We start from the raw sequence: 8,061 nt of genomic DNA on the forward strand, positions 1-8,061 counted from the left end.
GCTATAAGTATTTTTTTTATACCTCACAAAAAAACAATAAGGATTTTCTTAATGATGAAATCTTTCTTAATTTTGTTAAATTAAACGCCGTCAATATCCACTAATTCATAACTTGGCGGTCATATTGTAAATATGATGTTTGTTCAATTTACTATTTCCCTAAAATATTTCACGGACTATTAAGAAGTTATATGAAAGCAACGAATAAAGGTATGCAATTGACTGTGTACCTGAGAAAACAATAAATACAGGCTATAACAGGCGTTTGGCTCAATGGCGGGTGAAGTGGTTAATTGAATATTCTACCTCGCATCAACATTTGTGGTGTATTGACAGTTTTGTGCTCCGAAATCCGCCACTGCGCCAAGCGCCAAAACGTTGTGCGTCATTGTATCGGACGACAAAAAAGTCGTCTGCGATACGTCTGACGAGTGAGCCGAAAAATTTGTAAAATTGACCCTATGAAAGTAAAAGTTTTTCATATCAGACTGACAAAAGAGAATTTGCAAAGCGACCAAGACAACTTAAACAGCTTTTTGGACAGCGTGACAGTAAAAAAGACTGCAACCGAACTCATCAACGGACAACCTAACTTTTGGTCTATTTTAGTTTTCTATGATGACCAAAAAACAGAGAGACAAGTAAAAAATTCCGACAAAATATCAATAACAGACGAGAACGAACTAACAGATGAAGAGAAAAGAATTTTTGCAACACTAAAACAGTGGCGACAAGACAAAGCAACACAACTTAACATACCAAGTTTTATGGTTTGTCACAACACCGAACTGATGACAATTGCGAAAGTTAAACCTCAAACTTTAGACGAACTATCAAACATTAAAGGTTTTGGCGGACAGAAAATTGCAAAATTCGGAGACGATATAATTGCTGTTTTAAATTCAATTTAAAATGGAGAACGACAAAAAATATGACGAGATAAAAGAACAGGTGAAAATCCTGAATGAAAAATTTAACTCTGCGGTTTCAGAAGAAGATTGGCAAGATTGGAACACTCAAATGAACAAAGTGGGTAAATTAATTGAAGATTACGGCAGAACAAGCTATAACAGAACTAAAAAAATAAACAATATACTTGGAATTAAATAGACACATACAAAATAACAACGAACGCACAACAGGCGTTTGGCTCAATGGCGGGTGACGTGGTTAATTGAACATTCTGCCTCGCATCAACTTTTGTGGTGAATTGACAGTTTTGTGCTCCGAAATCCGCCACTGCGCCAAGCGCCAAAACGTTGTGTGCCATTTTACGAGCAGACTGCAAAACAGAAAATTTATGAAAAGAATACTGACAATTTTAATTTTTACATTTTTGACAAATTTTACATTTGGACAGACTGAAAAAGAAGCTTATAAAACAGTTGCAAACAGTTTTGAATTAAACTACAATTCTGACAACTTTGAAGCAATATTTAATTCTTTTTCGCCAGAAATGCAATCTGCATTACCACTTGATAAAACAAAAGATTTTTTAACAGGACTAAAACAACAAGCAGGAAAAATAACAAAACGTGAGTTTGTAAAATATGAACAGACCTACGCGTCTTACAAAACAACTTTTGAAAGGGCATTATTTGCAGTAAATATTTCTATTGACAATAATTCAAAAATTAATGGACTATTTGTCAAACCATTCAAAGCTGATAATCTTCCAAAACTTGAAAGGAATAAGACCAAACTCATACTACCTTTCAATGAAGAATGGACAGTTGTTTGGGGTGGTGACACAAAAGAACTAAATTATCACGTAGAAAGCGAAGCACAAAAGAATGCTTTTGACATTGTTATAAAAGACGACAAAGGAAATTCATTCAAAACTGACGGAAAAACCAACGAAGATTATTATGCTTTTGGTAAAGAACTGATTGCACCTTGCGATGGCGAAATTGTTTTGGTTGTTGATGGTGTCAAAGACAATGTGCCAGGAACATTAAACCCAATTTACGTTCCGGGAAACACTGTAATCATAAAAACCGCTAATAACGAATACTTGTTTTTTGCTCATTTCAAACAACATTCAATAGTTGTTAAGCAAGGACAAAAAGTTAAACAAGGACAACTTCTTGGACTTTGTGGAAACTCAGGAAACTCTTCTGAACCACATTTACATTTTCACATTCAAAACGTAGAAGATATGAATATAGCAACAGGAGTAAAATGCTACTTTGACAAAATACAAGTAAATGGACAAACAAAAACAGATTATTCACCGATTCAAAACGAAAGAATAAAAAACCTTAAATAAAAACGGCACACAACATCGGTTTGGCAATATGGCGGCTGAAGGAACTTTTATGAACATTTGTGCAAGGTTCAACGGCAGTAATTCTATTGAACTTCAGTGCTAAAAATCCGCCACATCGCCAAGCCGTTTTCCGTTATCGGTCACCCTATGAACGACCGTGCTTAAATTCAACAGACAGACAAATGAACGAACAAGCCAACGCTTCAGCAAAATCAAAAGAGCTGCATACCCACGCTCAAACCCGACCAAATGCAGCACATTTGCTTTTGCACCAACCGCACAACAGGCAGCTTAAACTAAATTGACAGAATTAATTTGAACAATGGCGACAGATATTAACATTCAAAGTTTATTTCCAGCATTAAGAAATGCCCAAGTTGCAAAACCTGTGACAGACATTTTTAATACCACATTTATCGGTATTGACTTTGGAACTTCTACGACAGTTGTTTCAGTTGCAACTATTGACAAGGAAACAAAAGAAATTTTGACTGCCCCAATTTGGTTAAACCAAAAACTTTATGACGGTGCGATAATGTCGTCAGAAAAAATACCGACTGTAATTGCTTGGCACAACCAACAACTTTTAGTTGGGAAAGGTGCAGCAGACTTGAAATATCAACTGAAAAAAGGTGTAAATGTTTGGTATTCGTTCAAAATGGAATTGGGCGAAGACCTTGGTTCAAAATATTATAATAGTGAACTTGACAGAAATAGCGACTTCCCTATTTTGAATCCAAAAGACGCTGCAAAAGTTTTCTTTCAATATCTGAAAGCACAGATTGACCGTTACATAAGAGAAAAAAACTTACCGTCAAATGTTCAATTTGCAGTAAGTATTCCAGCTTCTTTTGAAGCAAACCAACGAAAAGAATTGATTTATGCACTTGAACAAAACGGAATTTCAATAAACAAGCAATCTTTGATTGACGAACCTAATGCGGCTTTTCTTAGTTATGTTCAAGTTTCGTCATTAGAACAAAACCCAATAAAAATTCCAGACGGAGATAACCCGAAAATTTTAGTTTTTGATTTTGGTGCAGGAACTTGTGATGTTTCAATTCTTGAATTGGGAAAAGACTTAAACGGCATTTACTCTAAAAATCTTTCTATTTCAAAATTTGAAAAATTGGGTGGAGATGATATAGACCGACTTATTGCTATCGATTATTTGTTTCCGCAACTTCTTAAAGAAAGCGGAATGAATAAAGATGATTTTAGAACACCTGAAAAAAACAGAATAGTGAGCCAGCTTCTAAAATCAGCAGAGCAACTTAAAATAATGATTTGCGAAAACATTGCTTTACAAACAAACAATCGTACTTTACCAGCCAACGCAACAAGTAAAGATTATGTTTCCGTAGGAAATCGTGTTGAAATTGACACAAGAAAAGGGCTATTAACATTGACCGAACCAAAACTTTCCTACGCAGAGTTCAACGAAATAATGAAAGCGTTTCTAAAATCAACTACAATTGTTCCATACAAGACCAAAATTGTAGAAGATGAGTTTGCGACTATTTTTAGCCCAATTCAAACCGCCTTAAAAAAGGCTTCACTAACCAAAGACGAGATAGATTATGTTTTGTTAATTGGCGGAAGTTCTAAAAATCCTTATGTGCAAGCGGCTTTGAAAGAATATTTCAAAGAGTCTGATTTATTAGTTCCACGAGATTTGCAAACTCACGTTTCAATAGGTGCAGCAATTCACTCACTTGTTTACAATGGCTTTGGAAAGAATATTATTCAGCCTATTACAAGTGAGCCATTTCTTGTAATTACAAAAGATGAAACGCCAAAAGTGATTCTCAAAGCAGGAACGCATATCCCTTGCGACTTAATCGTAATTGATGATTTAGTAACAAGCCAAGACGGACAACAAGCTATTGAATTACCAATCTGTTTAGGAAATGTAAATAAACTTCTTTACAACATTAAAATCGTATGCGGTGATTCACAAGGGTTCAAACGTAATACACCTGTAAAGTTGGAATTAGAAATCACAACCGACAAACTTTTACTTGCAAGAGCAACAGCAGATGGAAAACAGGTAATGGTTGAACCGCTAAATCCATTTGCTAACAAAGAACTAACCACAGAACAGAGAATTGTCTTGAAAGCAGAGAGACAAGCAAACCTTGAAGCAGAGCAAAATGGCGGAAAACCCACCAAACAAGGATTAGAAACGCTTTATAAGGCTTACAAAAAAGTCGGAAATTATTACAGGGCAGCAGAAACATTAGAGCTACTAAATGAGCTTTATCCAAGTGTTCATAATTACAATGAAATTGGCATTTTATATTCAAGTGCGGGTTATGACGACAAAGCATTAGAATATTATGAAAAGAGTTTCTATTTAAATAAAAATGCAACTACCGCTTTTAATTACGCTTACAAATTAAAAGATAAAGACAGAAGCAAATTCAAAGAAATTTTAGAAGAATCACTACGCCTCGACCCCGAAAAACCACACAGTTTATATGAATTAGGTAAAATCCTCAAAAGTGAAAAAAATCCAGAAGGCATAAAAATGATTGAAAAGGCTTTTAATACTTGGAAAAGAAAATTTGACACTAACCAAATGAGTGAAAGCGATTATGGTTGGCTATCGTCCGCAGCTGACGAATTAGGAATGAGAGATTTTGCTCAGCAAGTAAGAGAATCAAAACCTCAATTCAAGGGAGAAAAATTATATAATTCAGAAAATCTAACCGTTACTTCAAGAGAAGGAGGGTTAATAAAACAATAAAAAAAGATATTATGGCTTGGATGATAAGAGAAGACCAACTTGACCCCGACCAAAGGGAATTTATCAATGTTGAGTCAAAAAAAACGGGAAACATTTGGGTAAAAGGGTTCGCTGGTAGTGGCAAATCCGTTTTACTTATTCATTCTTTGAAAAATATAGTTCAGAAAGAACCAAACGCAAAAGTTGCAGTTGTGGTTTATACTCATTCACTTATTGATATGTTCAAAACTGGAATGCAAGAACTCAATCTGCCAAGTTCAATTCCTGTAATGACGTATTATGAATTTGTGGACAGAGACTCTCAGAAATACGATTATATTTTTTGTGATGAAGTTCAAGATTTACCAGCTAAGGTTTTATACGCAATGAACAACCGTGCAAGAAAAGTTATTGTGGCAGGTGATTCAAACCAATCAATTTTTGACAAAGACCCTAAATGGAGAGAGCAGGTTGTAAACCCTGAACAGGTTGGTGATATTATTAACGCAAGACCATTCACCCTAAATATGATACATCGTTTAACACGAAGTATCATCAACGCTGTTCAGAAGATTTTGCCTTCAATGAATATTTGGGGAGCAAAACGAGATTTGACCAAACAAGATGTTAATATACGTTTATGCGAAGCATCAAGCGAACAAGAAGAAGTGAAATATATTTATCAGGAAGCATTAAAAGGTGCAAATGTTGGCGACACTTCCGTAATTCTGTTTCCTACAACCAATGCAATTACAAAGTTTGCAAATCTTGTATTATCAGCAAATGGTAAATCTCAATGGAGTGAGAAAAAAAATCAATACGGTAAACCAGATTACGAAGATTTGAACAGACATTTTAGAAGTAGTGGAATAAAATTGCAATTTATTGGAAGCGGATATGGAGCGTTAAAAAATGCAGAGCAAAACAAAGAAGCAATTTTAATGACCTACCATAGTTCAAAAGGACTTGACTTTGATAATGTATTTTTACCTTTTTTAAATACACATTTTTATTTGCATCCAAGTAATGCAGAAACTTTGTTTATGGTGGCAATGACAAGAAGTAGAAAAAATCTGTACCTAACGTATTTTGGTTACACTCACGATTTAGTTAATAAGTTTAAAGACGAATGCACTAAAATTTCAATCTCAGACATCTTAAACCCAAGAACAACCAATCATTCAAGAAATAATTTTGACTTTTAAAGATGAAACAATTTTTAAGTATAATACTACGAAATCAGTTCAATCTGTTTTACAGATTCGGATATACTTTTATACCTAAATCGCAACTTGTAGAATTTGATGGCAATATCAATAAAAAAATCCAAGAAAGCATAATTAAACAATTCCAAACGGTTACACCTTTTGAATATGAGGAAGAATATTTAATTCTTCATTTGGAAAATGAAACTTCTAATGAAACTGATTTTATTCAACTTGAAATTCAAAATATTGTTGCTATATATCCACTTTCCCAACAAGCTAAAGCATCTATTGAGTCAAAAATTGACCAAAGAATAAGACTTGAAAAACCAATTTTTGAAACCTTACTGCCTTCAATAGAAAAAGAAATTGAAAATAAAGACGTTGAAAAAGCAATTTCGGCACTTTGGAAAATCTGTAAAATAGAAAATCCTGTAGAAAATTATATCGCAAATATCGGACTTAAAAATATTTTTACCGGATTAGAATATAGAAAACACGCAACGAAAGCAAGCGAAATTAAAAATGGAAATTATTGGGAGTATCTTATTGCTTATGACCGTTTTGACTATTTTCCAAATTCTACCCTTGGTTACTTTTATGATGCAGGCCAAGTTTTTGCATACAGCAAAGGTCTGCAAACATTTGAAGGTAGTGGAATACACAAGTTTTTAGAGAAACTCAATTCTGCAAATCCAACGGTAAAGTTGCTTGATATTATAAAGTATTTGGAAACAAAAGAACAATTAAAAGGCTATGTTTCGCAAACTACAACAGGCGAGATAAAACAATATGTTATTGCTCCACTTTATTTAATGCTTCGAGACGAAATACGTAAATCTGATGATATTTCACAAACCAAACTAATTAAAAACTTAGACTATCTTAAAGGTTTTGGTGATAGTTTTTATTATTCTGTTATTCTTTTAGGAGCATTTTTTGGGTTTCGAAAATTCTATGATAATTACTACGATGTTTTGAATTTACGTTTCTATAAAAGCTATAAAGCACAGCAAAAAGAAATAGACACGGAAGTAAATCAAGAACAAGTTAAAACGGACTTAGGGAAAAACATTGGTGGAAAGGTTGAAGAAGAAAAATTAACTAAAAATTCCGAAGAAGAAAATCAAATAGAAGAACAAACATTTGAAAACCAAGTTGAAGAGCCAAAACAAACTAAAATAACATCAAATGTTCAATCTGCCTTGCAAAACAAAAAGGAAAACAAATCGAACATATCAAGTCAGTATCAAAAGATTATTCAAGACGCACTTTCAAAGCAGTCTGAAATTAAAATGGCTGATATTGCTGAAATGATTAAAGAACAAACAGGTCAAAGTACACAAGTTGGAATTGTGGAAAACGTTGCAAAACAAATGAACGAAATAGAAATAATAAAAATTGGCAGAGCAAAGGGAATTAGAAAGAAAGGAACTATAGGAACATTGTTTAATCAAGTTTAATCAATAAGCCAACACATTTGGTGGCACATTTGCAAAACTGCTCAAGCTAGCCCACAAACCAAGTTTTGCAAAAGAGCCGCCAAGCCAACGCACCACGACAGACCAAATGAATGGACAAACAACATACAGACAAGAAGGGCGAACCGATAACAAGGTATTGGCGTAATGGCGGGTGCAGTGCTTCGTATGACAGTTTTGTGGTAGGTTCAAGTGCAGTTCTTCGTATGAACTTTAATGCTAAAAATCCGCCACTACGCCAATACCCAAACCGTTATAGCTAATTGTAAAACCGAAAGAACAGAAAATATGACGACAAAAAAAATTACCGTTTTCTTATTTGTTGTGACTTTAATCTCAACAAAGACATTTTGCCAACAACCATCTCCAATCGGAATA

6 protein-coding genes are annotated in these 8,061 nt (G+C 34.1%); all 6 read left to right on the forward strand.

Going from position 1 to position 8,061, the window contains the following annotated elements; translation table 11 throughout:
- The first annotated feature begins 461 nt into the window (after positions 1-461).
- The 6 genes from Rain11_RS13190 (at position 462) to Rain11_RS13215 (ending at position 7,665) form a co-directional block, all read left to right on the forward strand.
- The gene (locus tag Rain11_RS13190; RefSeq protein ID WP_101359839.1) at positions 462-911 is read left to right on the forward strand and encodes an HRDC domain-containing protein; all 450 of its coding nucleotides are present in this window, start codon (positions 462-464) and stop codon (positions 909-911) included.
- 1 nt (position 912) lies between these two features.
- Complete coding sequence (locus tag Rain11_RS13195; protein ID WP_101359840.1) at positions 913-1,110, forward strand: hypothetical protein; 198 nt, start codon at positions 913-915, stop codon at positions 1,108-1,110.
- Between the two features lie 190 nt (positions 1,111-1,300).
- A complete protein-coding gene (locus Rain11_RS13200; protein WP_101359841.1) occupies positions 1,301-2,269 on the forward strand; it encodes a DUF3887 domain-containing protein in 969 nt (322 codons plus the stop codon).
- Between the two features lie 322 nt (positions 2,270-2,591).
- Positions 2,592-5,018: an Hsp70 family protein gene (locus Rain11_RS13205; RefSeq protein WP_101359842.1), complete on the forward strand. Its 2,427-nt coding sequence runs from the start codon at positions 2,592-2,594 to the stop codon at positions 5,016-5,018.
- Positions 5,019-5,029: 11 nt separating this feature from the next.
- Complete coding sequence (locus Rain11_RS13210; RefSeq protein ID WP_101359843.1) at positions 5,030-6,202, forward strand: 3'-5' exonuclease; 1,173 nt, start codon at positions 5,030-5,032, stop codon at positions 6,200-6,202.
- Positions 6,203-6,204: 2 nt separating this feature from the next.
- Positions 6,205-7,665, forward strand: a complete 1,461-nt coding sequence (locus Rain11_RS13215; protein WP_101359844.1) for a hypothetical protein — start codon at positions 6,205-6,207, stop codon at positions 7,663-7,665.
- Positions 7,666-8,061 lie beyond the last annotated feature (396 nt).

Origin of the sequence: Raineya orbicola (genome assembly GCF_002843425.1) — a bacterium.
GTDB classification, from domain to species: Bacteria; Bacteroidota; Bacteroidia; order Cytophagales; family Thermonemataceae; genus Raineya; species Raineya orbicola.

Coding starts and splice junctions, on each gene's coding strand:
- Rain11_RS13190 (WP_101359839.1), top strand. CDS start 462: ATGAAAGTAAAAGTTTTTCATATCAGACTGACAAAAGAGAATTTGCAA.
- Rain11_RS13195 (WP_101359840.1), top strand. CDS start 913: ATGGAGAACGACAAAAAATATGACGAGATAAAAGAACAGGTGAAAATC.
- Rain11_RS13200 (WP_101359841.1), top strand. CDS start 1,301: ATGAAAAGAATACTGACAATTTTAATTTTTACATTTTTGACAAATTTT.
- Rain11_RS13205 (WP_101359842.1), top strand. CDS start 2,592: ATGGCGACAGATATTAACATTCAAAGTTTATTTCCAGCATTAAGAAAT.
- Rain11_RS13210 (WP_101359843.1), top strand. CDS start 5,030: ATGGCTTGGATGATAAGAGAAGACCAACTTGACCCCGACCAAAGGGAA.
- Rain11_RS13215 (WP_101359844.1), top strand. CDS start 6,205: ATGAAACAATTTTTAAGTATAATACTACGAAATCAGTTCAATCTGTTT.